At 65.5% G+C, this 24,252-nt stretch carries 18 protein-coding genes and 1 riboswitch; of the genes, 11 read left to right on the top strand and 7 right to left on the bottom strand.

Going from position 1 to position 24,252, the window contains the following annotated elements; all coding sequences use genetic code 11:
* Window positions 1-69: 69 nt before the first annotated feature.
* The 5 genes from FJV43_RS23570 to FJV43_RS23550 all read right to left on the bottom strand — a co-directional run bounded on the left by FJV43_RS23570 (window position 70) and on the right by FJV43_RS23550 (window position 8,792).
* Window positions 70-1,929, bottom strand: a complete 1,860-nt coding sequence (locus tag FJV43_RS23570; RefSeq protein WP_239621502.1) for a sigma-54-dependent Fis family transcriptional regulator — start codon at window positions 1,927-1,929, stop codon at window positions 70-72.
* Window positions 1,930-2,175: 246 nt separating this feature from the next.
* Window positions 2,176-5,481: a carboxyl transferase domain-containing protein gene (locus FJV43_RS23565; RefSeq protein WP_239621501.1), complete on the bottom strand. Its 3,306-nt coding sequence runs from the start codon at window positions 5,479-5,481 to the stop codon at window positions 2,176-2,178.
* A gap of 12 nt (window positions 5,482-5,493) precedes the next feature.
* The gene (locus FJV43_RS23560; RefSeq protein WP_239621500.1) at window positions 5,494-7,215 is read right to left on the bottom strand and encodes an AMP-binding protein; all 1,722 of its coding nucleotides are present in this window, start codon (window positions 7,213-7,215) and stop codon (window positions 5,494-5,496) included.
* A 148-nt stretch (window positions 7,216-7,363) separates the two neighbouring features.
* Entirely contained in the window at window positions 7,364-8,020 is a 657-nt protein-coding gene (locus FJV43_RS23555; protein ID WP_239621499.1) for an aspartate/glutamate racemase family protein, read from the bottom strand.
* A gap of 1 nt (window position 8,021) precedes the next feature.
* Complete coding sequence (locus tag FJV43_RS23550; RefSeq protein ID WP_239621498.1) at window positions 8,022-8,792, bottom strand: GntR family transcriptional regulator; 771 nt, start codon at window positions 8,790-8,792, stop codon at window positions 8,022-8,024.
* Between the two features lie 212 nt (window positions 8,793-9,004).
* On the opposite strand from FJV43_RS23550, the gene FJV43_RS23545 reads away from it, so the two are divergent.
* From FJV43_RS23545 to FJV43_RS23510, 8 genes are all read left to right on the top strand, one after another.
* Window positions 9,005-10,114, top strand: a complete 1,110-nt coding sequence (locus FJV43_RS23545) for an ABC transporter ATP-binding protein (protein ID WP_239621497.1) — start codon at window positions 9,005-9,007, stop codon at window positions 10,112-10,114.
* A 1-nt stretch (window position 10,115) separates the two neighbouring features.
* Window positions 10,116-11,165 carry an ABC transporter substrate-binding protein gene (locus tag FJV43_RS23540; RefSeq protein ID WP_239621496.1) on the top strand — a complete coding sequence of 350 codons (1,050 nt, stop codon included), beginning with the start codon at window positions 10,116-10,118 and terminating at the stop codon, window positions 11,163-11,165.
* Window positions 11,166-12,023, top strand: coding sequence for an ABC transporter permease (locus FJV43_RS23535; protein WP_239621495.1), 858 nt, complete (start codon window positions 11,166-11,168; stop codon window positions 12,021-12,023).
* The gene (locus FJV43_RS23530; RefSeq protein ID WP_239621494.1) at window positions 12,013-12,822 is read left to right on the top strand and encodes an ABC transporter permease; all 810 of its coding nucleotides are present in this window, start codon (window positions 12,013-12,015) and stop codon (window positions 12,820-12,822) included. Before FJV43_RS23535 ends, FJV43_RS23530 begins: the two co-directional genes overlap by 11 nt.
* 2 nt (window positions 12,823-12,824) lie before the next feature.
* The gene (locus tag FJV43_RS23525) at window positions 12,825-13,724 is read left to right on the top strand and encodes a polysaccharide deacetylase family protein (RefSeq protein ID WP_239621493.1); all 900 of its coding nucleotides are present in this window, start codon (window positions 12,825-12,827) and stop codon (window positions 13,722-13,724) included.
* Window positions 13,725-14,041: 317 nt separating this feature from the next.
* Entirely contained in the window at window positions 14,042-14,542 is a 501-nt protein-coding gene (locus FJV43_RS23520) for a hypothetical protein (RefSeq protein WP_239621492.1), read from the top strand.
* Window positions 14,543-14,557: 15 nt separating this feature from the next.
* A complete protein-coding gene (locus FJV43_RS23515; RefSeq protein ID WP_239621484.1) occupies window positions 14,558-15,028 on the top strand; it encodes a hypothetical protein in 471 nt (156 codons plus the stop codon).
* A 281-nt stretch (window positions 15,029-15,309) separates the two neighbouring features.
* Window positions 15,310-15,459, top strand: coding sequence for a hypothetical protein (locus FJV43_RS23510; protein WP_239621482.1), 150 nt, complete (start codon window positions 15,310-15,312; stop codon window positions 15,457-15,459).
* Window positions 15,460-15,506: 47 nt separating this feature from the next.
* Here the strand turns inward: FJV43_RS23510 and FJV43_RS23505 are convergent, their stop codons facing one another.
* Window positions 15,507-16,436, bottom strand: a complete 930-nt coding sequence (locus tag FJV43_RS23505; protein ID WP_239621480.1) for a GTP-binding protein — start codon at window positions 16,434-16,436, stop codon at window positions 15,507-15,509.
* A gap of 3 nt (window positions 16,437-16,439) precedes the next feature.
* Window positions 16,440-17,930: an amidohydrolase family protein gene (locus tag FJV43_RS23500; protein WP_239621479.1), complete on the bottom strand. Its 1,491-nt coding sequence runs from the start codon at window positions 17,928-17,930 to the stop codon at window positions 16,440-16,442.
* A 947-nt stretch (window positions 17,931-18,877) separates the two neighbouring features.
* A riboswitch (cobalamin riboswitch) is annotated at window positions 18,878-19,073 on the top strand.
* A gap of 106 nt (window positions 19,074-19,179) precedes the next feature.
* On the opposite strand from FJV43_RS23500, the gene FJV43_RS23495 reads away from it, so the two are divergent.
* The 3 genes from FJV43_RS23495 (at window position 19,180) to FJV43_RS23485 (ending at window position 24,123) form a co-directional block, all read left to right on the top strand.
* On the top strand, window positions 19,180-21,456 hold the full coding sequence (locus FJV43_RS23495) for a TonB-dependent siderophore receptor (RefSeq protein WP_239621477.1): 2,277 nt from the start codon (window positions 19,180-19,182) through the stop codon (window positions 21,454-21,456).
* Between the two features lie 2 nt (window positions 21,457-21,458).
* Window positions 21,459-22,904, top strand: a complete 1,446-nt coding sequence (locus tag FJV43_RS23490) for a PepSY domain-containing protein (RefSeq protein WP_239621475.1) — start codon at window positions 21,459-21,461, stop codon at window positions 22,902-22,904.
* Between the two features lie 193 nt (window positions 22,905-23,097).
* A complete protein-coding gene (locus FJV43_RS23485; RefSeq protein ID WP_239621474.1) occupies window positions 23,098-24,123 on the top strand; it encodes an alpha/beta hydrolase in 1,026 nt (341 codons plus the stop codon).
* Window positions 24,124-24,252 lie beyond the last annotated feature (129 nt).

Here is a 24,252-nt window from a genome sequence, read left to right as displayed (position 1 = left end):
GGCGTTCCTAGCGCCGCCCACGTTCCGAGCCTGTTTCGGCGGAAGTGGGACGTCGCGCCGGGCCAAGGATCAGACGGACTCGATCTTCAATTGCTTGATCTTCCGATACAGCGTCGCGCGGCTGAGCTTCAGGGCGCGAGCCGCTTCGGCGACGCGGCCACCATGCGCGCGCAGGGCGCCTATGATCGTCCCGCGTTCGGCGGCCGCGAGATCGGCCTCCGCCGCCCGTCCACCGAACGGCGGCAGATCGAGATCGGCATCCGTGATGACACCGTCTTCCGCGGTGCAGCCTGCGAGCCGCAGCACGTGGCGGAGCTGGCGCATGTTGCCGGGGAACGGATAGGCCGCGAGCTGCGACCAGGCCTCGTCCGACAGGCGACAATTCGGCGCCTCCTCGCGCGCGATCTGGCGAATGACATCGGCGCGGTCGGCGCGCTCGCGCAGCGCCGGCAGCCGCACCTCGATGCCGCGCAGGCGGAAATAGAGATCGGCGCGGAAGGCGCCCTGCTCCGCCATGCGGCCGAGGTCGCGATGTGTGGCGCTGATCAGGCGGATGTCGACGGCGACAGGCTTGAGCGCGCCCAGCGGCCAGACCTCGCGGTTTTCCAGAACGCGCAGCAGGCGCGTCTGCAAGCCGATCGGCATGTCGCCGATCTCGTCGAGGAACAGCGTGCCGCGATCGGCCTGCACGATCAGGCCCTTCGAACCGTCGCGCCGGGCGCCGGTGAAGGCGCCGGCCTCGTAACCGAACAGTTCGGCGTCGATCAGACTCTCCGGCATCGCCGCGCAATTCAGCGCGACATAGTTGTGACGCGCCCGGTTGCTGGCAGCGTGAATGGCGCGCGCGAACACGTCCTTGCCGACACCGGTCTCGCCATGCAGCAGCACCGGCAGATTGTGATCCCCGATGCGCCTGAGCCGGTTCACGCTCTTGATCAGGCCGGGATCGCGGCCGGCGAGCCGATGCAGCGCATCGAAGCGATCGACTGGCGCATCGCGGCGCGGCGCGAGCGGACGCGCCCTCCTGCGCAGCGGCGGCGCGACATGGCCCTGGCCCAGGGCGCTGCCGTCGGCCCGGCGCAGCCGAACGACATCCTCCGCGCCACCTTCGGCCTGATGGTCGAACTCGATGTAGCGCGACAGATCAATGCCGGAGGCGATCATGCCGTCGGTGAGGCCCAGCAGTGCACGCGCGGAACGGCAGGCGCCGATGATGCGACGGTCGTCGTCATAGGCGATGAGGCCGCTGCCGCCGTCGCCGGGCACGGTGGCGATCCAGGCGTTGTGGAAATGGCCACGGAAGATCGCGCCCTCCATCCGCCGCGTCGCCTCCATGGTCACAGCCAGCGCAAGCTGGTGCGCGGTACGTTCGAGATCCTCCCGGCAGGAAGTGATGTTCACCGCACCTGCGAGACGTCCGGCCTGGTCGAACAGCGGCGCCACGGCACAGGAGAACATGTGCCACTGCGCGCGAAAATGCTCATCGCGATGCACCAGGATCGGCTTTTCCTCCGCGAGCGCGGTCCCCAGCCCATTGGTGCCCTCGAAGGTCTCGGCGAAGTTCGAGCCGGTGTAGATCTTCCAGTCCAGAAACATCTTGGCATCGGCTTCGCCCGGCAGGCGGCTGAACAGCATGGTCGCGTTCGCATCCGCGAGATTGACGCAGTAACCGGCATCGCGCAGCACACGGGCGAGATCGTCGAGCTCGGGCATTGCGAGCCTGATCATCTGCTCCATCGGCTCGGCGGCGTGCCGGATTTCGGCTTCGGTCAGCGTCTGCGGCGGACCCTGGCGGGCCGGATCGAGCTTGTGACTGACCAGGCAGCGTCGCCAGGAACTGGCGATCCGCGACGAGGCATCGACGTCGGCCACGTGATTGGCGACGGACAAGACACGGGCGACATGGTTCGAGGCCGAAAGGCTGGCCATCGCGGACGTCTCCACCCTGTATTATTGTGCAAAGTCTGGCACCACGGGGCGGGATGTCAATCGGGAACCGGGAACGGGAATGGAGGAGGCACACTGCCTCGACGCCGTCGTGGCCGGGCTTCGTCCCGGCCATCCACGTATTGCCGCGACTGCGAAAGAACGTGGATGCCCGGGACAAGCCCGGGCATGACGGTGTCGAAGCAGAATGCCTGGATGCTCAGGCAGAGCCGATTTGCTGCACCGCCCTCACCACGTGTCGATGCACGGCCGCTTCTTTGCCGTTCGCGCTGGCGGCTTCGGCACTGACCGCAGACCGGCCATGATCCAGCGCCGCGTCTCGGCGGGGTCGATGACGTTGTCGATTTCGAACACGGAGGCGATCGAGACCGCCTTGCCGTTGGCATAGAGCTCGGCGACCTTGTTGCGGTAGTAGGTCTCGCGCTCCTCGGGATCGGCGATCGCCTCCATCTCCTTGCGGAAGCCGAGGCGGACATAGCCCTCGAGCCCCATGCCGCCGAACTCGCCGGTCGGCCAGGCCGCGGTGAAGAACGAGGCGTGGAAGCCACCGCCGATCATGGACTGCGCCCCGAGCCCATAGCCCTTGCGCAGCACGATGCCGAACAGCGGCACGGTGAGGCTCGCGCCCGTGACGAACATGCGCGAGACGTGGCGGACGATCGCGGTCTTCTCGGCCTCCGGGCCGACCATGAAGCCGGGCGTGTCACAGAGCGAGACGATCGGCAGATCGAAGGCGTCGCAGAGCTGGAGGAAGCGCGCGGCCTTGTCGCCGGCATCGGCATCGATCGCGCCGCCGAGATGGCGCGGATTGTTGGCGATCAGGCCGAACGGCTTGCCCTCGATGCGGATCAGCGCGGTGATCATGCCGACGCCGTAGTCGCGGCGCAGCTCCAGCACGGAGTCCTTGTCGGCGACGAGGTCGATCACGCTGCGGATATCGTAGACGCGCAGCCGGTTCTCGGGGATGGCGCGGCGGAGCAGGCGCTGGTCGGCCGCTTCCCAAGCCGTAACCGCGCCCTGGAAATAGGACAGGTATTTCTGCGCGACGGACGTCGCTTCCTCCTCGTCCTCGACCAGGACGTCGATGACGCCGTTCGGCGCCTGGAACGAGACCGGGCCGACCTCGGCCGGGTGATAGACGCCGAGCCCGCCGCCCTCGATCATGGCCGGACCGCCCATGCCGATCGAGGCGTTCTTGGTAGCGATGATGACGTCGCAGCAGCCGAGCATCGCGGCATTTCCGGCGAAGCAATAGCCGGAGACCACGCCAACCACCGGCACGAGGCCCGAGAGCCTCGCGAACTGCACGAAGGACGGACCGTCGAGCCCGGTCATGCCGAGCCGGTCGGTATCGCCGGGCCGGCCGCCACCGCCTTCGGCATAGAACACCAGCGGCACGCGCCAGTCTTCCGCCAGCGTCAGCATGCGGTCGATCTTCTTGTGGTTCATGTGGCCCTGCGTGCCCGCGAGCACGGTGTAATCATAGGCCACGACGATGCAGCGACCGCCCTCGGGGCCGAACTTCCCGGCATTCACGGTGGCGACGCCCATGACCAGGCCGTCGGCCGGCGTGTTCTTGATGAGGTCGTCCAGCTTGCGCCGGCGGCGCTGTGCCGCAATCGCAAGGCTGCCGTACTCCATGAACGAGCCGTCGTCGACGAGCTGGGCAACGTTCTCGCGCGCGGTGCGCTGGTTGGTGTTGCGGCGGCGCTCGACCGAGGCCGGACGGTTCTCGTCGAGCGTATTGGCCTGGCGCGCGATCAGCTCGGCGAGATCGGGACGGATGTGGTCGAGATCGACATCGGCTTCCGCCGCCGTGCTGTCAGCCGCAACATCAAGCGGCTCGAGATACAGGATCGGCTCGCCATGCATCAGCGTGGCCCCGTCACCGGCAAGGAGCTTCGTGACCCGGCCGCCCTGCTCGGCCATGACCAGATGCTCCATCTTCATGGACTCGATCACGGCGAGCTGCTGGCCGGGGCGCACGATCTCGCCTTCCTTCACCTGGATGGTGACGATGGTTCCTTGCAGGGGCGCCGCCACCATCACCGCACCTTCAGGCACGGCTTGCGTGACGTGGGACTCCGCGGAGTGCGCGCCGCTTCGCTCGCTCGCCGCGAAGTAGAGCGGCTTTGCCGCGCCTTCGGCCGCCCCGACGAGCTTGCCGATGTTGCGGTCGATGAAATCGGTCGCGAGGCGGTTGATCCTGAAATCGGGATGCGCGAGCACCGCCTGGAGGAAAGCGATGTTGGTGACGACGCCGTCGATCCGGAATTCGCGCAGGGCCCGCGAGGCTTTCGCGACCACGTCATGCCAGGCCTCGCCCGGGGTATGGACGATGACCTTGGCCAGCAGCGAATCGAAGGCGGCGCTGGTCTTGTAGCCGGCATAGCCAAAACTATCGACGCGCACACCTGGGCCCGACGGTGGTTCGAATACGGCAAGCACACCGCCAGTCGGATGGGTCGCCCCCGTCTCGTCCAGCGTCTCCATGTTGACGCGAAGCTGCATGGCATAGCCGCGCGGCTTCGGGATCGATCCCTGCGCAAAGCCGAGCGCGGCCAGCGTGCTGCCCGCAGCGACCGCGAGCTGGGCGCGGACGAGGTCGAGCCCGAGCACCTCTTCGGTCACGGTGTGCTCGACCTGGAGCCGCGGGTTCGCCTCGATGAAGGCAAAGCTGTCCTCGGCGGTGCCGTCGACCAGGAACTCGAAGGTGCCGAGATTGTCGTAAGAAGCCGCCGCCGCAAGCTGCTTCGCCGCTTCGATGATGCGGCCGCGCAAGGCGTCGCTCAGCGAGGGGCTCGGCGCCACCTCGATCAGCTTCTGGTGACGGCGCTGGATGGTGCATTCGCGTTCCCAGAGATGGGAAATAGCGCCGTGACTGTCGCCGATGATCTGCACCTCGATGTGGCGGGCTTGCCGGATCAGCCGCTCGGCATAGACGCCGTCGAAGCCGAACGCCGCCCTGGCCTCGGACTGGCAGCGCGCATAGGCTTCCGCGAGATCGGGCGCGTTCTCCACCACGCGCATGCCGCGACCGCCGCCGCCGGCCATCGCCTTGATCACGATCGCCGCGTTGCTGCCGAGCGACGCGAAAAAGGCCGTGATCTCCTCGAGGCTCGACGGGCCGCTGGTGCCGGCGATGATCGGTACGCCGCAGCGCTTGGCCAGTTGCCGCGCCGCGACCTTGTCGCCAAACAGTTCGAGCGCTGTCGCCTTGGGGCCGACGAAAGTGATCCCTGCGTCGGAGCAGGCCCTTGCGAAGGCCGCGTTCTCGCTGAGAAAGCCATAGCCGGGATGCACGGCATCACAGCCCACCGCCTTGGCCGCCTTCACCACAGCGTCGATGTCGAGATAGGCCCGCGCGCCCCGGCCGGGGATTTCGACCGCCTCGTCCGCAACGCGCACATGCAGCGACAGCGCATCGTCCGCAGGATGGATCGCGACCGTCGCGATGCCGGCATCGGCTGCCGCGCGCGCGATGCGAATGGCAATCTCGCCGCGATTGGCGATCAGGAGCTTCTTGAACGACATGATCTCTCTCACTCAGACAGCAGCAGGCAGGCTTGGATTGAGGTCCTGCTTCTTCACTTTGCCCGTGGCCGTCAGCGGCAGGGCTTCGATGATGCGGATCTCGGGAACCTTGTAGACGGCCATGCGCTCGGCACACCAGCTGCGCAGGTCTTCCGCAGAGACGGTGCCGGCCGCCTCCGGCTTGAGCTGGACAAAGGCAACCGGCACCTGCCCCTTGTCGGGATCGTCGCGGCCGACCACGCCCGAGCCCAGCACCTTCGGATGCTGCCCGAGCAGTGCCTCGATCTCCGGCGGAAACACGCTCATGCCCTTGACCTTCAGCATCTCCTTGCGGCGGCCGAGGAAGTGCAGGAAACCATCCTTGTCGATGGTGCCGATGTCGCCGGTGCGCAACCAGCCATCGATCAGGGACTCCGCGGTCGCCTCAGGCTTGTTCCAGTAGCTCTTGAGCAGCGACGGCGTACGTACGCGGATCTCGCCTTCCGCACCCAGCGGCAACAGCGCACCGGTCTCGAAATCGGTGATCTTGAACTCGGCACCGGGGACCGGCAGCCCGACGAAGATCGGCTGGTTGTTGAGGTCGAAATCGTCGTCCTGGAAGCCGGCCGTGAAGGTGTTGGAGGTATGGGTCTCCGTCATGCCCCAGGCCGCCTCCATCAGGATCGTACCGGTGAGATCCTTCCAGCGCTTGCGATAGTCGGCGTTGAGCTTCTTGACGAAGGAGACCACGCGCACCTGCTTCAAGGACGACAGGTCGAACTCGCTCCAGCGCGGATGGTCCATCAGCTCGACCGCACCGTCGACCGGCATCGCGATGATCGTGACCTTGTACTTGTCGATCGCGGCCATCGCGCCCACGGCATCCCAGCGCGCGAGCAGGACCAGCGTCGCGCCGGAGAACAGCGGGAAGATCAAACCGAAATTCTCGCCCGCGATCCAGAATTCCGGGAAGAACGACAGGAACACGCTGCTCTCGTCCGACAGGACCGAGATGCCGTAATTGGCGGCGGCCGTGTAGACCATGTCGCGATGGGTATGCACGCAGCCCTTGGGCATGCCGGTCGTGCCGCCCGTGTAGTTGAGAGCTGCGACGTCATCGAGGCCGGGCGGCGGCAGCGGCACAGGTGTCGGCAGCGCAGCGAGCGCCGGCAGCAGATCGGTCGCGCCCGGGATCGCGACGCGCGGCGCGCGGATCGAGTCCGGCGCCGGAAATGCCGGCGTTGGCGGCACGACATCGGCAAAGCTGGTGACGATGATCTCGCGCAGCCGCACCTCGCCCCTGACCTGCCCGACGACCGGCATGAGCTGGTCCAACGCGACGATCACTTCGGCCTGGGTATCGTTCAGCTCGTAGGACAGCTCGAACGCGCGCGACAGCGGGCTGACGGGAACGTGGACCGCGCCGAGCTTCAGGATACCGAAAAACACGATGTGGAATTGCGGGCAGTTCGGCAGGAAGACGGCGACGCGGTCGCCCTTGCGCACGCCTTTGGCCAGCAACAACGCCGCAAAGCGGTCGCTCTGCCGGTCGAGGTCAGCGTAGGTGGTGACGTGACCGTAGAAGATCACCGCTGGACGCTCCGGACTCCGCTTCGCCCAGGCGCGCAGATATTCCGTCAGGGGAACTTCACCGTGCAGATAATTCGGCGAGCGCGGCATGCCCTTCGGCCAGGCCTTGTCCCACAACCCGCGCAAGGCGGCGAGATAGTCCTTTTCGTCGAGGCCTGCACTCATGGCGTCTTTCCCGTGCTGCTTTTTCTTGTCGCGAGAGACGCAACGTGCCGTCACGCGACCGCGTTACACGTCGAGCACGGCAGAGTTCATGTCAAGGAAAACAGTTTTCCGCAGCACGGCCGATGCCGCGGCGCGGAAAAACCAGACGTTACGCCCCGACGAGGCGAATGATCCGCCGCACGGCTGACGGGATCGGCGCGATGACGGGCACGGTGAAAATCGGCTGAAGCGCGCCTGCTGCTTCACCGAGCGGACCGCCGCCGATGATCACCGCCTCCGCGCCGTCCTGCGCAATGCAAGCCTCGACCGCGCCGGCCAGAGCGATGCGCAACAGCGATGGATCACGCATCAACACATGCGGATCGCCTTCGGTAAAGCGTGTGCCGGTGTAGTGCGATCGCAATCCCAGCGCGTCCGGCAGCGCATCGATCTTCGCCTTCAGCAGCGGCGTCGTGGTCGCCACGCCGAAGCGTCGGCCGTTCTCCGCGGCCTCCAGCATCGAGGACTCGCCGATGCCGACGGCGGGAAATTTCGTCGTCGCCTTGATCCCGGCAAGACCGGGATCGCCGAATGCCGCGACGATCATGCCGTCGCACTCGCCGCTGCGGGCACGCGCGATCTCCTCGACCTCCGGCGCTGCTGCCTCCAGTTCATCCCCCGAGACGATCATCGTGGGCGCACGCGTTGCCGTGGTACCGGCAATGTCGAAGCCATCCGCGGCTGCAGACTTGGCAATCGCCACCATCATCGCGGTGGTCGCCTCGAGGCTGTTCGGATTGATCAGGAGGATACGGCGGCCGGCCATGCTAGCCGCCAGCCCGCGCCCGCGCGCCGATCTCCTGGAAGATCGCGGTGAGCTCGTCGACCTCGTCCTCGCCTTCCTTCGGCCGGATCCGCTGCTCCATCTCCTCGATGTGATGACGCATGGCATGGACCGCGCCGGCCTTGTCGCGGGCGAGGATCAACGCGCCGATGTCGGGATGGGCATCGGGCGAGCAATCCGGCTCTCCCGGCTGCTCGAAGGTCGCAATCGCCAGCGACGTTCGCAGCATCAGCTCGCGCGACATTTCCAGCAACACGCGGTTGCCGGCGAGCTTGGCGACCAGGATGTGGAACTCGGCCGTCAACGACAACGAGGCCCAGCGGTCATTGCGATCGTGACGCGCCTCGCGCTCCATATGCGCCTTCAGCTCCGCCTTGCCGGCTTTGTCCAGACGGTCCACCGCGGCGCTGACCGCTGCGGTCTCGATGATCCGGCGCGCGGCAAAGATGTCCTGCGCCTCCGCCCAGCTCGGCCGGTACACGAAGGCGCCGCGGTTGGGGATCTGCATCACCACCTTGCGCGAGGCGAGATGGGACAACGCCTGGCGGATGTGAATCCGCGTGGTACCGAAGGCCGCGGCGAGCTTGTCCTCGCCGAGCTTGGCGCCCGGCTTGAGCCGCTTCTGGCTGATCGCGGTCAGGATGCCCTGGACCACCGGATCGTCGTCGATGCTGCGCGGATCCAAGGCCTCCGGCTCCCTGAGTTTCGGCTCGGAGCGCTTCGGCTTGCGCTTGAGGGGACGGGTTCGCTTCATGCGTCGCTTTTACAGGATTCTGGAGTGCTGCCGGAGCCCATTTTTTATACAAACCGGTGACAATACTGTTTACAATATAGTCAATAAATTGGCGCCAATATTTGGCGCCTAAAAACTATCGCAACGCTGGCAAGGCCTTAGCGAACGAGGCCCGCTGGCACGGCGATTGCTAACTCCCCTCGCGCAGGACAACGCGAAGGATGGAGCTGGCGTTGAGCGATGTACGCGGACTCTCGCTGGATTTGAAAGGCATCGGCCACGCCTTCGGCGCGACCGTTGCGCTGGACGACATCGATCTCACCGTTGCAGCCGGTGAGTTGATCGCCCTCCTCGGTCCGTCCGGCTGCGGCAAGACCACGATGCTGCAGATCATCGCGGGCTTCCTGCGCCCGTCCCGGGGCGAGGTGCGCTTCGACGGCGCGCGGGTCGAGCATATTCCGGCCAATCGCCGCCGCATCGGCATGGTGTTTCAGAACTATGCGCTGTTTCCGCATCTGACCGTGTTCGAAAACGTCGCCTACGGCCTGCGGGCGCGCAAGACGGCGAAGGACGTGGTGGCGGCGAAGGTCGAACAGATGCTCGGCCTCGCCCAGATGGCATCGTTCGCGCGAAGGCTGCCCGGAGAGCTCTCCGGCGGACAGCAGCAGCGCGTCGCGCTGGCACGGGCGCTTGCGATCGATCCGGGCCTTGTCCTGCTCGACGAACCGTTCTCGGCGCTCGACAAGAATCTGCGCCTCGACATGCAGATCGAGATCAAGAGCCTGCTGAAGACCTTTGGCGTCACCTCCATCATCGTCACGCACGACCAGGAGGAGGCGCTGTCGATGGCCGACCGCATCGTCGTACTGAACAAGGGACGCATCGAGCAGATCGACAGCCCGGACGCGCTCTACGACCGCCCGGCGAGCCTGTTCATCTCGAGCTTCATCGGCCACACCAATCTCCTGCGCGGCACCGTCACCGACGCCGATCGCGTGCAGCTGGATGCCGGGCCCGAGATCGATCTCGGCCGTTCGGCTCAGCGCAGGCGCGGCACGCCGGTGACGATCTCGGTCCGGCCTGAAAACATCACGTTCGGCGCCGAACGGCCCGGCGCCATCCCCGTCACGATCCGCGCCACCGTGCCGCTCGGCGCCGTCAGCGTCACTGAGGGCGTCACCGCGAGCGGCGAAGCCGTGAAGGTCAGCCAGGCCCGCGCCGCTGGCCTCGCGAAAGCGCAGGCCGGGGAGACGGCCTGGCTCGCGATCTCCGATGTCTCGCGCGTCAGCATTTTCAGCACGCCAATCGACGACGTTTCCAAGCATCAGCAAAGGAGTGTTTGACATGAGCCTATCCCGGAGATCGCTGCTCACCACAGGTTCGGCCGCGCTTGCGGCAGCTGGTCTCGGATGGCCGACATCATCACGCGCGGCCCCCTCGATCGTGGCGACGACCTATCCCGGCAGTTTCGACGAAGCCTTCCGCGCGGTGGTCGGGCCGGCCTTCAAGAAGTCTAGCGACGGCGGTGTCACCTTTACGCCCCTGCTCGGCGTCGACCAGATCGGCAAGATCCAGGCATCGCGCAACACGCCCCCCTTCGACGTCGTGCTGTTCGACGAGGGGCCGCTGATCCCGGCGATCGCGAGCGGCGTGCTGGAGAAATTTCCGGTCGAGCAGTCGAAGTCATATGCCGACATCCCCAGCGTATTCCGCCATCCCGACGGCTACGCCCCTGTCATCACAGCGCAATTGATCGGCATCGCCTACAATCCGAAGAAGATCACGACGCCGCCGACCTCGTGGGAGGATCTCTGGAGACCGGAATACAAGGGCCGCGTCGGCATCACCGGTCTGGGGTCGAGCCTCGGCACCGCCTTCATGGTCGAGATCGCGAAGCTCAATGGCGGTTCCGAGACCAATATCGAGCCGGGCTTCGAGGCCATGAAGAAGCTGCTGCCCAACGTCGGTGCGATCGCGGCGTCGCCCGGCGCGCTGGCTGCGCTGTTCCAGCAGGGTGAGATCGATATCGCCTTCAATTTCTGGAACAACGTGGCGCTGCTCGCCGCCAAGGGCGTCGACATCGCCTTTGCCAAGCCGAAATCCGGCGCAGTCGTGATCCGCACCAGCGCTCAGATCGTCAAGAACAACCAGGATCCGAAGGCGGTGCTGGACTATCTCGACACGGTGATGTCGGTCGAAACGCAGAAAGGCCTCGAGGCGGCGCCCTGGATGATGATGCCGACCAACGGCAAGGTGGCGCTGACCGGCGCCAATCTCACCGTCGCCAAGAGCCTCGACGACCTCATTGCCAACAATGTGCTGCTCGACTGGACCAAGTTCCAGCCGCTGCGCGGCGAATGGATTACCCGCTTCAGCAAGGAGGTGAAGATCTAAATGACGCCGGCAAGCACGACTGCATCACGACAAATGCTGCCGGCGATCCCACTGGCGGCGTTGTTCCTGGCCGCCTTCGTGCTGCCACTGATTGCGCTTGTCGCGATCAGCCTGTTCCGCACACCACAGTTCGCAGAACTGTCGCTGGCGCAATATCTGCGCTTCTTCTCGGACCCGTTCAGCATCAAGGTGCTGACGGACACGCTTTGGCTGGGGACGGAGGTCGCACTGGCGACGCTGATCCTCGCCTACCCCCTCGCACTTGCTTACGCCGCGAGCGGCCAGCTCATGCGTACCTTGATCACGTTCCTGATCATGCTGCCGCTCCTGACCAGCACGGTGGTGCGCACCTTCGCCTGGATCGTTCTCCTCGGCCGCGACGGCATCGTCAACACGACGATGCTGTCGCTCGGGCTGTGGCAGGCCCCGGCTCGCTTGCTCTACACCTGGGAGGGCATGGTTCTGGCGCTGACCCAGATCCAGCTCCCTCTGATGGCGTTGCCTGTCATCAACAGCCTGCTGCGGCTCGACGGCAATCTGACGCGTGCGGCTGAAGGTTTGGGCGCAAGCCGCGCCCGCATCTTCATCACCATCATCCTGCCGCTGACGCTGCCGGGCGCCATCGCCGGCTGGCTGCTCGTCTTCGCTGCCGCTGCGACCGCCTTCATCACCCAGACGCTGGTCGGTGGCGGGCGCATTATCCTGATGCCATCCTATATTTACCAACAGGCGGTCGGTGTGCAGGACTGGCCGTTCTCGGCGGCACTGTCGCTGATTTTCACGCTGGCCGTGACCGGCATCGTCTTTGCCGTCGGCGCGCTGTCGCGCCGCTATGTGCGAGGCGTCGATGCAGCGTAGCCTCATTGATCGCGTCTATTCCGGCATCATGGGTGCCATCACCGGCTTCGGGATGCTGCTGCTGCTGGCACCGACGCTGGTCGTGCTGATCATTTCCTTCACCGGCGGCATCACGCTGAAATTCCCGCCGCCGAGCTGGTCACTGCGCTGGTATGCCGAGCTGCTGCAATCGCAGGAAATCGTCGAGCCCGCGTTGACGAGTCTCAAGGTCGCAGCGGCGGCGACAGTCCTCTCCGCAGTCCTGGGCGGCGCGGCGGCACTCGGACTGGCACGAAGCCGGTTGAAGATCGCACGCGTCCTTGACGCCTTGTTCATGTCACCGATGGTCCTGCCGGCGATGGCCCTCGGCCTGTCGCTGCTGCTGGTTTTCAACCTGCTCGGCATCCGCCTGTCGGCGGCGACGCTGGTGCTCGGCCACACCATCATCTGCGTGCCTTTCGTCATCCGGATGGTCGGCGCCTCGGTGCAGCAGCTCAATCCGGTGCTGATCACCTGCTCGCTCAGCCTGGGTGCCAGCCGCTGGTACACCTTCCGGCGCGTCACGCTGCCGCTGATCCGCCGCGGCATCGTCGCGAGCTGCTTCGTCGCGTTCCTCACCTCCTTCGACAATGTTCCGGTGTCGCTGTTTCTCGCCGATGCGCGCACCGAGGTCCTGCCGATCAAGCTCTGGGCGATCCTCGAAGGCAGCCTCGACGTGCGCGTCGCCGCGGTCTCCGGCGTGATCGTGCTGCTGACCCTCGCCGGCCTCGTCTGCGCCGAGATCTTCGGCGGCGTCAGCCGCCAGATCGGGAGCCGCTGATCATGCCGATCGAACGCGATCTTCGCGGATATGGCCGGGCCCGGCCCGATATCGTCTGGCCCAACGGCGCCCGCGTCGCGGTGTCGCTGGTGGTGAATTTCGAGGAGGGCGCCGAGCTCGCGATCGAGCAAGGCGATGCGGAGACGGAGCATTACGGCGAAGTCGCCTCGACATCGCCGCCGGGCCTGCGCGATCTCGTGCAGGAACAGGTGTTCGACTATGGCATGCGCGCAGGCCTGTGGCGATTCCTCGACGCCTTCACCGAGGCCGGAATCCGTTCCACCTTCATGATGTGCGGCCGCGCCGTCGAGCGTGTGCCGGACCTTGCCCGCGCCGTGGTCGAGGCCGGCCACGAACCGGCGGTGCATGGCTGGCGCTGGCTGCCGCACGCGCTCTATGGGCATGCCGAGACGGAACGCCGTGACATTGAGAAGACGCGCGACGTTATCGCCCGCGCGACCGGTCTCACGCCGGTCGGCTTCATGTCGCGCGGCAGTCAGAGCGCATGGACGCGCGATATCCTGATGGGGCTCGGCTTCGCATACGATTCCAACGCACTCGACGACGATTTGCCCTATTGGAGCCCGTCGCCGCAGGGAGCGATGCTGGTCCTGCCCTATGGCTTCGACACCAACGACATGAAGTTCTTCCACCCGAATGGCTTTGTGCAGCCGGAGGATTTTTCAAACTATGTCAGCGCCGCACTCACCACGCTGGTCGAGGAGGCAGAGCGTGGCCGCTCCGCGATGCTGTCGGTCGGATTCCATCTGCGCATTTGCGGCCGCCCGGCGCGCTTCCGCGCCGTGAAGACCATTCTGGCCGAGCTGGCGCGGCTGGAGGGCCGGGTCTGGGTCACAACACGCGCCGACATCGCGGCGCACTTTCGCAAAGTCGCGCGCTAGGCGGCCCGCACGCCCGCAGCGAGGGTGCTGACGTTGTCCTGCGCAGCTTCTTCGTCAGCCGGCCGCTCGATTGCAGCTTCGAGGCGAGGCAGCCTGGCCCGGTCTCTGCGGCCGCGTCGGTGACGCCGGAGATGTTTTGCCCCGCAATTCCGCAGAAGATCTGCCTGCACGCTCCTTCCGAGATACGAGTGCTTCCAATCTAGAACACCTCGACATCGCCTCTCCGAGCGTTGACTTGGAAGGGTCTCTGGCGGAACGATCGGCGCAGATCATCCGCGCCAGCTCTGCCGCGCGCGCAGCCAAAGGCCAGAGGCTCAATGCATCAATCGACACATACCAGGCCGCTCGATCTTCCTGCGCTGAGCGCAGCGGAGCGGCTCTTCATCTGGGGTTTCAGGGCGAAAGCACGCCGCGGAGGCGCGGTTCCGACCGCGGCCGACATCAAGGAGGTGTACGACCACTTCCGCGTGGGCGACGCCGTGCCCTCGCTGGAGTCCATCATCGAGATCTTCGCCTGCACGGCTCATACGGCCATCGAAGTGCATTGCCCGACTTGTCCACGCATGTCGGACAGCGAGCACGGACTTCTGCGTGCCATCGCCGCTGCGCAGCAGGAACGGATCGAGGTCGCCCGCGAGCAGTTCGAGTGCTGGCTCCCGCCCGTCGGCGCCGATTGGGCGCTTGCGCCGGTCCAGGGGCTTGCAACGATCTTCCGCATGGCCGGTCTCATCCTGCCCGACCGGCACGTGCGGTCTTTCGACCAAGACCGGATGATGGCGATGAAGACCTGGCTGGTCGGTAGCCCCACGCTGCACTGAACGGGAATATTCACGATGCAGGACGCATGCGATTCCCTTGCAGTCCCGGACGCCGGCCGGTCGCAGCTCTGTCCGCTTCAGGCTGCGCTTGCGGCGCCACGAAGCGTCGAAGGCTACGATGACTTCTGCCGCATCGCGCTGTCGCTGTGCCGGTTCATCGGAGCGGCCTACGCCACCGGCGCGTCCGATTGCTGGGAAGCGGCCTATCGCTTCGCGGACGAGGCACCCGGCGTTGCCGACAGCCCGCTGCTGGTCGCACGGGCTGCCGCACTCGTCAGAGTCCTGCGCAGCCGCCGGCCGTGCGAGCTGTGCTTCATGCCGCCATCCTGCCGGCGCCTCTCCAAGGACGAGGCAGAGTTGATGCGGCTGCTGGCGGTCGCACGCCGCAAGCAGCCAGGCGAGCTCGAATCCGTCGTCTGCCAGTTCGTCGGCAATGAGAACGAGATTGCGACCACGCGGGCGGTCAACGCGCTGGCGTTCTGCTGATGCTTTGACGGGTTCCAGTCGCATCTGGAGCGGCCTTGCGCTATCATGTCGCCATGGAGGTGCAGTGCTCGATGCCCTCCATGAAACCTCCAGACGATCCCAGCGCAACCACCGCTGGGATCGTCGTTCTGGATGGCCCCGCACGATCGGGGCGGTCCCCTCTTGAGAATCGTGAAGGCGCAAGCGCTGCGATGGCTGCGCGGTGAAGCATCCGTCATGCGCTTCGACCTGCCAACGCGCGGAGCTTTGCCACCGCATTCTGCAGGATCTGCGGCAGCCCGATGCCGCACCTCACGCGCAGCGGGCGCGAGGCGATCATCCATGCCGGCGCGTTCGACGAGAAGCTGGACGCGACACCCGACCGGCATGTGCACTGGACCTCCCGTGCGGATTGGTATGCGCACGGGGACGCGCTGCCGGTCGAGGATTAAAGGGGCGCACGATTTGAGCCGATACGCGTGCGATCGGGGCGGACGCGCTACTCGCCCGCAACGCACGCTTCCATGATGCCGTCGAGCTCCGCCTTCGAGAGCACGCCAAGCTCGGCGATGAAGACGATCCGCGTCCGTGCCGCGCCCGCTGCGGGCGCTTCGCCCGGTGCGAGCGTAGCGCGGCCGCCGGCGAACTGGAAGACCATCATGCGACCGGGCTGCTCGATGCTCTCGAACAGTCCCTTGGCGCGCGCCAGCTTCGGCGCCAAGCGGTTGATGGCCTGCTGCAAGCGGGGCAGCGAGACCGGCTTGTCCGAGGTCCAGCTCAGCGTCTCGAAGCGCTCCTCTGCCGGTCGCCGCGGGCCCACTTCACGCGGCGCGGGCGGGCGATCGACGTCCGCGGGAAACAGCAACGCGGCAGGAATCTCGCCATGCTGCGCATCGACCACGACGGCGGGAACACGCAGCGCGCGGATGGCCGCGCGCATGCGCGCTCCCGCGCCAGCGTCGGCCAGATCCAGCTTGCTGAGCGCCACGATATCGGCGACGCGCAACTGCGAACGCTGGAGCGCGTCGTCGAGGGCGGCGGGCGGGGCCGTCGCGTCCATCACGCAGAGCACCGTCTCCAGCCGCACCTCGCGCAGGATCACCGGATCCATCAGATTGCGGACGATGTCGGCGGGATCGGCCACGCCGCTGGTCTCGATGACGATATAGTCGGGCCTGGAGTCACGCCGCAGCAGCGTCGAGAGCGTGCGCAGCAGATCGCCCTCGAGCGAGCAGCAGATACAGCCATTGGCAAGGCTGACCACGCCGTCGCTGGCGCCCGCGATCAGCTCCGCATCGATGTTGATCGCGCCGAAATCGTTGACCACGGCGGCGATGCGCCGCCCCTCCGCATGCGCCAGCAGATGGTTGACGACCGTGGTCTTGCCCGCCCCCAAAAAGCCCGTCACCAGGAGAATGGGGACCGGCATGGATCAGCCCTCGACCACGGGGCGGCGCACCGGCTTGCCGGGCCGCGCCGCCACGTCCAGCACGCCGTCGGAAATCAGCACCTGGCCACTGACCACGAGATGCCGCACGCCCTCCGAGGGACGGTTCATCGCGGTGAAAGTCGCCCGATCCGAGAGCTTCTCGTAGTCGAACACGACGATGTCGGCATCCGCGTCTTTCGCGAGCCGGCCCTTGGCGCGCATCGCGGGCGTGCTCTGCGACAGGATCTCCGCCGGGATCAGCGCGCATTTGCGCACGCCTTCCAGCAGCGACACGGTCTTGCGCTCGCGCACCCATTCGCGGATGAATTTCGTGAAGCAGCCGGCCGAGCGCGGATGCGAGGTGGCATCATCCGGCAGCGGCCAGGCATCGCCGGTATAGGTGGTGCCGTCGGACAGCGTCCACGGCATCGCATCGGAGGCGATGGCGCCGCCGGGATACAGCACCGACATGTCGAGCAGGTCGCGGTGATGTGCATTGTTCTCGGTGTCGAGGATGTGCCAGAGCACCAGCGATGACGGCTCCTCGGCCTGCGCCTTGAGCAGTTCCTCGCGATCGTGGAAGCGATAGCCGTCGGTGACGCGCTGCACGGAATCGTAGCCGGTGCCGTTGCGCTCGACGAACTCGGGATCACTGAAGAAGGCGGCGGCCAGCACGGTGGAGCCGGTGCCGTAAGGATAGGCCTCGACCGTGATCGGCAGACCCTGCGCCTGCGCCTTCTCGATCAGCAGGCGGCAGCGCTCGACGTCGGTCTTGCTCGACGAGTTGAAATGGCAGATGTGCATGTGCGCGCCGGTGGCGCCGGCATAGCCGATCAGGCGGATATAGGCTTCCGCCGCGCTCTCGGGGTCGATGCGCGACATGAAGGCGACGTGGGTGAAGGTCGGCACGTCCTTGGCCGCAGCCAGCTGGCAGACCGCCGTCAGCTCCTGCACGCCGGCGCCCGGCGCATAGGCGTTCAGGATGCCGACACCGATGCCGCCCTCGTTCAGGCCGCGGGTGAGGCGCTCGAGAATGCCCGATACCTCCGCATCGGTCGCGACGTTGTCCATCCAGCGCCGATCGCGCATGGCATTGCCGAACGCCTCCAGCGAGCTCTCGGCATTGGAGCCCGTCATCGCGCCGATGCGGGCAAAGGCCCAGTTGGTGGCGGCGCCGTAGTTCAGCACGCGGCCTTTCCGCGCCTGGCGCTCGTACCAGGATGCGACCGGCAGCACGCCGGCCTCGAGATCCAGCGTCGTCGTGACGCCGTCGAACGCCTGCATGCGGTCGGCCGGGACCGACTGGCCATGCGCGTGCAGGTCGATGAAGCCGGGCGCCACCACGAGCCCGGTCGCGTCGATCACCCGCTCGGCGCCGCCGAGGCCCGTGCCGACAGCGGCGATCCTGCCACCCACCACCGCCACGTCACCAACGGCATCCATCCCGCTCGCGGGATCCACCACCCGGCCGCCGCTGATCACCAAACCGCTCATATCGTCACTCCGAAAGCTATTGCCAAAACCTCCAAAGGCCCGGCGGCCGCTTCGGAGGCGAAAGACCGGCCGCATCGCGCACCGTGCCGGCGCGCATAGATGCAGATTTTGGCGGACACGACCACCACCACTGATGCCGATCCTGCATGCTTTCATGTGAGGCCGATCAATGTCGAGAATTATTGGGACCGGAGCGCGACAACGCCGTTGCGTCAATTCGTCGGTCCAATCGACACGCGCTCGCATCCTCGCGGCATGATTTGCCCGAGCTGTGCTTCGCTTCGCACCCTTTCAAGGAAAGGGCGCAGGGAAGGCCGGGCACCGGCTGGCACCCATAAGACCCCTGCGCTGAACGAATGCACACGCAATTGCACAGGGGAGACACAGGGCAGCCGAAACCAGGCCTTCCCTGCGCGATGGTTTGACGGCCTATGCCGCGCTCTCCCCGGAGCCGAATTCCTTCTGGCCTCCGTCACCTCCGCGAAATGCACGCTACCCGCGCCGGTTGACGCGAGTGACGCGTTCGCCGAGGCTTGACCGTAGCAACGACGGCCAGGACCACACGGTTTCGCCGTACGCAGGCGATCCTGCGCCGCCAAGAGGCTTCGCAAGACAATGAGCGCCGTTCGTCTTCGCAGGAAGCGACATGCTCACGAGGTTCATCTCGCCCTGCACGCGCAAGCTCCGCCTTTAACGCCGCCCGCGTCCACCGCAACTCCCAGCCCGCGCTCGAAACGACGTACGACCGCCCCTTAGGTGGGTTGGGATGGGCGAGACATACGACAAATCCGAATTTCGGTAAAGTGGAATATTTTCGCGGGAAGGGATTGACAGGGACCCGGGCTGTTTTGCCCGACGACCATCGAGCGATGCGCGCGTCGGCCTGTCACCGTGCAACGCGCTGACCTGCATCGCGAGACAGCCAGTTGACAGCGCTTTGCAAAAAAACCTAGGGTGACTGCGACGGTTCTCCTTCGGGAGATCAATAGGGAATGCGGTGCGGGGATCCCCCAATGCCGTGGCTGCCCCCGCAACTGTAAGCGGTGAGCCTTCGCCAAACGCCACTGAGCCCACCGGCTTGGGAAGGCGGCGACAGGCAACGACCCGCGAGCCAGGAGACCTGCCGTCAGTCGTGGTCACACGCGAGCACATTGGGCGGGGTGTCCTGGTGAGTGTGGAGCTGCCTTTCTTTTGAGGCGGCGACAAGCTGCGTTCGCGGTGACGTGCCACGTTATCGCGAGTCCTGTTGATGACCTCCCAGACGATTTTCGCGCCACGGCATCGCCGTGTGTTGTTCCTTTCAGTTGCATTCTCCTGCTTCGTTTTGTCGACCGATGGCTGGGCACAGTCCGAAAGGCTAGGCCAAACACTCGACCCTGTGGTGGTGCAATCGCCGGCAAGGCCGCCGAACGCTCGCAGCACCCGCCACAGCAGCGATGCAACACGCGCCGCGCGCTCACGCCAGCAACCAACCATATCGGCCGACGCGCGCGCTCCGGCGGTTAACCCGGCAGGTCCCGTGCTCGCCGCACCGACGCTCAACCTGACCGGTGCAAGCACGGCCGGCAGCCGCCTCGGCCTGACGCGGCTGCAGACGCCGGCCAGTGTGGAGGTGATTTCAGCCGAGACCATCGCCGAACGCGGCCAGCAGAACATCCTGGACGCTGTGACGCAAAATGCGACCGGCTTCACGGCGAGCCCGGCACCTGGCAATGGCGGGGTCTCGTTCAACACCCGCGGCTTTACGGGCCTTGGTTCCGTCATGACGCTGTACGACGGCACGCAGCTCTATATCGGCGCCGGGACGGTGACCTTTCCGTTCGACACATGGTCGACCGAGCGCATCGAAGTGCTGCGCGGCCCTGCGTCGGTGATGTATGGCGCGGGCGCGGTCGGCGGCGCCATCAACATCGTTTCGAAACTGCCGCTGTGGGTTCCTCGCAACCAGGCGGAGGTCTCGCTGGACAGCAACATGACGCGGCGAATCGCCGTGGATAGCGGTGGTCCAGTTAGCAAGGACGTCGCCTATCGGATCACCGCCACCGGCAACATGTCGGACGGATGGGTTGATCGTGACAACACCTCGAACGTCGCGCTTCACGCCGTGGTCCAGATCAGGCAGAACGAAGACGTTACCTGGACGCTGTCTACGGACTACGGTGACCGAAATCCCTCACGCTACTTCGGCACGCCGCTGATCAACGGCATGCTCAATGAATCTCTCCGGTTCAAGAACTACAACGTCAGCGACAGCCACATCCGATACCAGGATAGCTGGAACCAGGCGAAGACCGAATGGCAGGTCGCCGATGGCATCTCGATCCAGAACACGCTGTACTATCTGAACTCCAAGCGGCACTGGAAGGACGTCGAAAGCTACGCCTATAATCCTGCCACCGGCCTCATCAACCGAAGCAGCTATATCGAGATTTTTCACGACCAGCAGCAGGTCGGCAATCGCATGGATGCGAAATTTCGTGGACATGTCTTCGGCATGGCCAACGAGTTCCTGGCAGGCTTTGACGTCAACAGCATCAATTTTACCCATACCAACAACTCTCCCTATGGCGGCTCGTCGTCGGTCAACCCTTACAGCTTCGTTCCAGGGGTATTTAGCAGCCCGAACCCGACAGTTCCCGGTTTCGGCAGCGTGACCAACCAATACGCGTTGTTCGCCGAGAACAGGCTGTCGGTCACCGAGCAACTGTCGTTGATTGCCGGTATCCGACAGGATGAACCGACAATCACTCGGACTGACTACGCCACGCCCACAAACAGCTTCGAAAAATCGTTCTCCTCAACAACCTGGCGCGCCGGCGCGGTCTATGCACCCATCAAGGACCTCGCATTCTATGGCCAGTATGCCACTGCGGTCGATCCGGTCGGAGGGCTGATCTCACTGTCCTCCGCAAACAAGAATTTCGATCTGGCTACCGGCCGACAGATCGAGATTGGCGTCAAGCAATCGTTCTGGGGCGGCCGCGGTGAATGGACTCTGGCCGGCTACGAGATCGTGAAAAATAATCTGCTGGCGCGCGATCCCAACATTCCTTCGCTGACCGTCCAGGTCGGCCAGCAATCATCGCGCGGCGTCGAAGCATCGGTCGGATTCCTGCTCGACTATGGCTGGCGAATCGATGCCAACATCGCGTTCCTGCGCGCGAAGTATGACGACTTCGTGCAATCGGTTGGCGGCGTAGCCGTAAACTATGCCGGCAACGTACCGGTCAACGTGCCGCAGACCGTCTCCAACATCTGGGCGACCTGGGCTTTTGCACCGAACTGGTCAGCCAATGCGGGCGTGCAGATCGTCGGCAAGACCTACGCGGACAATGCCAACACGATGACGCGCCCAGCCTACAACATCGTCAATGCCGGTGTGCAGTGGAAGCCCGATCTCAATACCACCGTGTCGTTCCGCGTCTACAATCTGTTCGATGAAGTCTACACCACGTCGGGCGGTACCACCCAGTGGCTGCTCGGCACGCCGCGCACGGTGCAAGTCGCAGTCAACGTGACGTTCTGAGCGTGGCACGCGCCCTGAAACGCACACTCCGGCGGTGGCTCTATGTCGGCCACCGCTGGGTCGGCATCGTCACCTGCCTGTTCTTCGCCATGTGGTTCATGTCCGGCGTGGTAATGATGTACGTCGCTTCTCCCGGCCTTTCCGACAACGAAAGGCTGGCAGCGCTTCCCGACATTCAATGGGAGAAGGTGGTGCTGTCGCCCGACGACGCGATGAAGGCGGCGGGCGCCACCCGTTATCCGCGCGATCTCCGGCTTTCCATGCTGGCCGACGAGCCGGTGTATCGGATCACCGGCTGGGACGGAAAACGGCAGGCGATCTCCGCGGCCGATGGCCGCGTCGTGACCGGCGTTTCCGAACGGCAGGCCCTCGCGGTCGCGCAACGTCATCCCGCGAGCAGATCGCCGCAACTGGAAGACATCGTCGATCGCGACCAATGGAGCGTCACCGCCCGTTACGATCCGCTGCGACCGCTCTACCTCATCGGGCTCGGCGATGATGCCGGCACCAAGCTCTATGTCTCCTCGCGCTCCGGCGAGATCGTGCTCGACACCAACCACACCGAGCGCGTCTGGAACTGGCTCGGCTCGATCCCGCATTGGATCTATCCGACCGTATTGCGCAAGGACGGGCCGTTGTGGCGGCTGGTGGTGCTTTGGATCTCCGGCATCTGCCTCATCGTTGGTGTCACCGGCGTCTGGATCGGCATCCTGCGCGTACGGCTGAAGCGGCGCTATGCGAGCGGCAGGATCACGCCCTATCGCGGCTGGATGGCGTGGCACCACGTCACTGGCCTGATCGCGGGCGTCTTCGTGCTGACCTGGATGTTCTCCGGTTGGCTTTCACTCAATCCCGGCGAACTTTTTGCAGGCCGCAACACCACGCGGGAGACGCTGCAACGCTACGCCGGCCATGATGCGCCGACCATCGCGACTAGGCTGCCGACGCCGCAATCCGCCGCGGTCGAAGCGCGCTTCGTCTGGCTCGATGGCGGCCCGATGATGATCGCCGCATCGCGTGACGGCACGCAGAGGCTGCTGGATGTGACGTCGGGTCGAATCGCGACACTCCCGCAGGATCGGCTTTGGACGGCCGCAGCGAAATTGCTGCCGCAAGCGCGCCTCGCGGAACGGCTCGTCCTCGACGACTACGATTCCTATTGGTATGCGCATCATCACGACCGCGAGTTGCCGGTGCTGCGCGCTGTGTTTGATGATGACGCGAAAACATGGTTTCACATCAGCCCTGTCACGGGCGACATCATTGGCCGCGTGGACAGCAGCCGTCGCACATATCGCTGGCTGTTCAACGCGCTGCACAGTTTCGATTTCCGCTTGCTGCTGATGCATCGCCCGATCTGGGACATCGTGGTCTGGCTGTTGTCGATCCTTGGCACCATCGTCTCGGTGAGCGGCGTCGTCGTCGGCTGGCGTTATCTGCGCCGTTGAAGCAAACCCACTTCGAATGAGTATGAGAGCGACGCGGTCAGATTGACCGGTCGCCGCAAGTTCCGGACGGCGAACGCTGGCACCGTGATCATGCGACAGACCGCGAAGCGGCTCCGCCGTCTTCTCGCCTGCATTGTCATTCAGGGAGTTGGACGGGGCGGCTTACGGTGGGCAAAGTTCCCGAAGGTTCCGTGTGATCGTCCGATATCTTCTGCAACGCGATTCCCGTCATGCCGTTTCGCGCCGCGTCCTCCTCGGCGGACTGGTGTCGGCCGGGAGTGCCCTTGCGCTCGGTGGATGCGCCGGCCTGGGCGCGGCCGGCGCGCGCTTTGACGCATCGTCCCTCTCCGCCGATCCCACCTTGCTTGTCGCCACCACGCGCAAGCCCGTGAATGGGGCTCGCGCCAAACCGTGGTTCGGTCCGGAGCGCGCGACCAGCATGACGGTCGCGCGGGCCAAGCTGGTGGCGCCCGACGAGAGCCGCCTGTCGCTCGCCTCGGTCGGGCTTGGCGGTTGGCGTCTTGATCGGATCGAACCGGTTCCGGCCGACGCCGGCGACCTCGCCGCGCAGGCCGGCGGAGGCGACGTGCTGATCTATGTGCACGGCTTCAAGCAGACGTTCGAGACGGCGGTGCTGGATGGCGCCTATCTCTCCGATGCGATCAAGTTCCGCGGCCGCACCATGGTATTCGCCTGGCCCTCCAAGGCCGGGCTGTTCGACTACGCCTATGACCGCGACAGCGCGATGTGGTCGCGCGACGATTTCGAGCGCGTGCTCTCTGCGCTGGTGTCGGCGCCGGGGACGGGCCGCGTGCACATCGTTGCGCACAGCATGGGAACCATGCTGACGCTCGAAAGCCTGCGCCAACTCCATGCGCGATACGGCGAGACGGTCACGAGCAAGATCGGCGCGGTGGTGTTTGCCGCCCCCGACATCGACATGGACGTGTTCTCGTCCGCGGTCCAGCGCATCGGTCCGCTGGCGGGCAAGATCACCGTGATCGCCGCGACGAACGACCGCGCACTGGCGCTGTCGGGACAGATCGCAGGTGGAATGACCAGGGTCGGCGCCGCCGAGAAAGCCGCCATCGCGCGGCTCGGCGTGCGCGTGATCGATGCCTCAGCGGAAGGCTGGGGCATCGTCAACCACGATCTGTTCCTGTCGAATGGGGAGGTGCAGCAGGTAATCCGGCGGTCGATCGACGGCACGACGGCGTGAGCAGCGCACTATACTGATTTTCGCCATCACGGCGCTCGTGTCGTTCGCTCCGCAGGAATACGATCATGGGTGCACACGTCTTTTCGGACCGAGAGAACGGCTCTTGTGGGCGCTCCGCCTGGGAACCTG

The organism is Bradyrhizobium sp. I71 (genome assembly GCF_022354745.1).
Classification (GTDB): domain Bacteria; phylum Pseudomonadota; class Alphaproteobacteria; order Rhizobiales; family Xanthobacteraceae; genus Bradyrhizobium; species Bradyrhizobium liaoningense.
The sequence above is the reverse complement of the archived record's forward strand: the minus strand, read 5'-3'. Positions and strand labels throughout refer to the sequence as shown.

What these genes read in the sequence shown, in the direction of transcription:
- FJV43_RS23570 (WP_239621502.1), bottom strand. Translation starts at nt 1,929, where the DNA reads ATGGCCAGCCTTTCGGCCTCGAACCATGTCGCCCGTGTCTTGTCCGTC.
- FJV43_RS23565 (WP_239621501.1), bottom strand. Translation starts at nt 5,481, where the DNA reads ATGTCGTTCAAGAAGCTCCTGATCGCCAATCGCGGCGAGATTGCCATT.
- FJV43_RS23560 (WP_239621500.1), bottom strand. Translation starts at nt 7,215, where the DNA reads ATGAGTGCAGGCCTCGACGAAAAGGACTATCTCGCCGCCTTGCGCGGG.
- FJV43_RS23555 (WP_239621499.1), bottom strand. Translation starts at nt 8,020, where the DNA reads ATGGCCGGCCGCCGTATCCTCCTGATCAATCCGAACAGCCTCGAGGCG.
- FJV43_RS23550 (WP_239621498.1), bottom strand. Translation starts at nt 8,792, where the DNA reads ATGAAGCGAACCCGTCCCCTCAAGCGCAAGCCGAAGCGCTCCGAGCCG.
- FJV43_RS23540 (WP_239621496.1), top strand. Translation starts at nt 10,116, where the DNA reads ATGAGCCTATCCCGGAGATCGCTGCTCACCACAGGTTCGGCCGCGCTT.
- FJV43_RS23535 (WP_239621495.1), top strand. Translation starts at nt 11,166, where the DNA reads ATGACGCCGGCAAGCACGACTGCATCACGACAAATGCTGCCGGCGATC.
- FJV43_RS23530 (WP_239621494.1), top strand. Translation starts at nt 12,013, where the DNA reads ATGCAGCGTAGCCTCATTGATCGCGTCTATTCCGGCATCATGGGTGCC.
- FJV43_RS23525 (WP_239621493.1), top strand. Translation starts at nt 12,825, where the DNA reads ATGCCGATCGAACGCGATCTTCGCGGATATGGCCGGGCCCGGCCCGAT.
- FJV43_RS23520 (WP_239621492.1), top strand. Translation starts at nt 14,042, where the DNA reads ATGCATCAATCGACACATACCAGGCCGCTCGATCTTCCTGCGCTGAGC.
- FJV43_RS23515 (WP_239621484.1), top strand. Translation starts at nt 14,558, where the DNA reads ATGCAGGACGCATGCGATTCCCTTGCAGTCCCGGACGCCGGCCGGTCG.
- FJV43_RS23510 (WP_239621482.1), top strand. Translation starts at nt 15,310, where the DNA reads ATGCCGCACCTCACGCGCAGCGGGCGCGAGGCGATCATCCATGCCGGC.
- FJV43_RS23505 (WP_239621480.1), bottom strand. Translation starts at nt 16,436, where the DNA reads ATGCCGGTCCCCATTCTCCTGGTGACGGGCTTTTTGGGGGCGGGCAAG.
- FJV43_RS23500 (WP_239621479.1), bottom strand. Translation starts at nt 17,930, where the DNA reads ATGAGCGGTTTGGTGATCAGCGGCGGCCGGGTGGTGGATCCCGCGAGC.
- FJV43_RS23495 (WP_239621477.1), top strand. Translation starts at nt 19,180, where the DNA reads ATGACCTCCCAGACGATTTTCGCGCCACGGCATCGCCGTGTGTTGTTC.